Annotated in this window: 3 protein-coding genes; 2 read left to right on the plus strand and 1 reads right to left on the minus strand. The window is 47.5% G+C overall.

The features are described 5' to 3' along the window. Positions 1-95 (plus strand): IS1 family transposase (locus tag ACJHX3_RS24685; RefSeq protein WP_000306640.1); only part of this gene is annotated, 95 nt, incomplete at its 5' end. A 451-nt stretch (positions 96-546) separates the two neighbouring features. On the opposite strand, the gene ACJHX3_RS24690 is transcribed toward ACJHX3_RS24685, so the two are convergent. Continuing rightward, entirely contained in the window at positions 547-1,116 is a 570-nt protein-coding gene (locus ACJHX3_RS24690; RefSeq protein ID WP_000085928.1) for a flavin reductase family protein, read from the minus strand. A 174-nt stretch (positions 1,117-1,290) separates the two neighbouring features. Here ACJHX3_RS24690 and nhoA point away from each other — a divergent pair, with 174 nt between their 5' ends. Then, positions 1,291-2,136 (plus strand): N-hydroxyarylamine O-acetyltransferase, encoded by an 846-nt coding sequence (gene nhoA, locus ACJHX3_RS24695; RefSeq protein WP_000187930.1) that lies wholly within the window; start codon positions 1,291-1,293, stop codon positions 2,134-2,136. Positions 2,137-2,276 lie beyond the last annotated feature (140 nt).

A 2,276-nucleotide genomic window follows, 5' to 3' on the forward strand; every position in this document is an offset into this window, starting at 1 on the left:
CAAGGCTGGGACGGAAGTCACTGTCGTTCTCAAAATCGGTGGAGCTGCATGACAAGGTCATCGGGCATTATCTGAACATAAAACACTATCAGTAAGTTGGAGTCATTACCCGATTTCCTAATGTTGTCCTATATCCGTCATGCTACAAATTGTAAGGCTTGGCACCTGAAATTCATTGTTAATTCGAGACGCTTGATTGTCCACTATATCAAAACAGTCATACCTCGGAATTTTCTCACATTAGTCCATACGGTATTCAATTTTCGCAACTGTGCCCTGAAATAAAAAACTGCAAAACTGCTTTTTCTTGACCTGTCCCAATCACGCAAGACTACTTTTAGTAGAGACCTCCAGCTATGTCGATTTTAGTGCCACCCGCGCATTTTATACAAAACAGGGCTTTATCAATGAAGCTATAATACGCAATTACTATGATATTGGTGAGGATAAATTAATCTTCACTAAAAATATACAATCGTAAATAAAGTATGCTTTTAACTCATATTGAAACATTGCTTAAGCAACTTGGTTGCTGCATATGATTCTTTAGCCCGCGGTGACTCGCTTGCCGCTGGTAACAAACGTGCCAGCACCTAAGTGATGTAGTGTATTGAGTTTATCATCATCAAACTGCCAGCGGCCTTCGACAAATACCCGTGCGTCTGCCGCTGCTGATACCACCTCGCCAAACAGCGTGTCGTATTTTTCTTGCGCGGAAGTCGCAGGTAGCAAGCGGCACTCCATCCACGCCAGACATTTTTCCTCGACCAGAGGCAAACCAAGTACCGGACCTTTCACAACCGGAATACCATAGCAATTAAACTTATCTTCATCACGCCCCGACACACTTCCCACCGCCCACGTCCAGTTAGTTGCTGCAACACCCGGGATAACGATGCCAAACTTACCATTACGTTCAATCAACTCCCTGGTCCATGTCGATTTATCTACCACAATCGCCACGCGTGGCGGTTCAAACTCCACCGGCATTGACCAGGCTGCTGCCATAATGTTACGCCGCTGGGATTGCTCATCGAAACTGGTGATCAAGACAGTTGGGCCATGATTTAACAGACGGCTGGCATGGTGTAATTCGACGGGGATAAATCGGCTCACGGTATCGCCTCGCTAAGAAGGGTGTTTTAAAAGCGTAGCTCGTAACGCTATAAGTAACGAAATTAACGGGATTGGCGATTTGCGAACGTGATGCATGTCCGCGATCGCACAAAATAGCCGGTGCGGCGTCTATTCCAGGTTATAAGTTGAGAAAACCACTAAGGGAAACGCCTGATGACGCCCATTCTGAATCATTATTTTGCCCGTATTAACTGGTCGGGAGCTGCTGCGGTCAATGTTGATACGCTGCGTGCATTGCACCTGAAACACAATTGCACCATTCCATTTGAAAACCTCGACGTTTTGCTGCCAAGGGAAATACAGCTTGATGATCAATCGCTGGAAGAGAAACTGGTGACAGCCCGTCGTGGCGGTTACTGTTTTGAGCAGAATGGCGTGTTTGAGCGGGTGTTACGCGAGCTGGGGTTTAACGTTCGCAGCTTGTTAGGGCGCGTAGTGTTATCAAATCCGCCAGCATTACCGCCGCGCACCCATCGTTTGTTGTTGGTGGAACTGGAAGGGGAAAAATGGATTGCTGATGTCGGTTTCGGTGGACAGACGCTAACCGCGCCGATTCGTTTAGTTCCCGATCTCGTGCAGATCACGCCACACGGAGAGTATCGGTTGTTACAGGAGGGTGATGATTGGGTGTTGCAGTTTAATCATCATCAGCACTGGCAGTCGATGTACCGTTTTGATCTCTGCGAGCAGCAACAAAGCGATTATGTAATGGGCAATTTCTGGTCTGCGCACTGGCCGCAGTCGCATTTTCGCCATCATTTGCTGATGTGCCGCCATTTGCCGGACGGTGGCAAGCTAACGCTGACCAATTTTCATTTTACCCATTATGAAAATGGGCACGCGGTGGAGCAGCGAAATCTACCAGATGTGGCGTCGTTATATACCGTGATGCAGGAACAGTTTGGTCTGGGCGTAGATGATGCGAAACATGGCTTTACTGTGGATGAGTTAGCGATGGTGATGGCGGCGTTTGATACGCACCCGGAGGCGGGAAAATAATTTATGTCAGGTTGCCGGATGCGGCGTAAACTGAACTGAACCCCAAAACCTGGACAGTTTCAGTTAACCGGCTTTTTGATGCTCAGTCCGGTATTCTACCGGACTGAGTCCCCCAAGACTGAGTTTTATTCTTTTTTGAT

This window comes from Escherichia sp. WS1265 (assembly GCF_046487585.1).
GTDB classification, from domain to species: Bacteria; Pseudomonadota; Gammaproteobacteria; order Enterobacterales; family Enterobacteriaceae; genus Escherichia; species Escherichia coli.

What these genes read in the sequence shown, in the direction of transcription:
- nhoA (WP_000187930.1), top strand. Translation starts at nt 1,291, where the DNA reads ATGACGCCCATTCTGAATCATTATTTTGCCCGTATTAACTGGTCGGGA.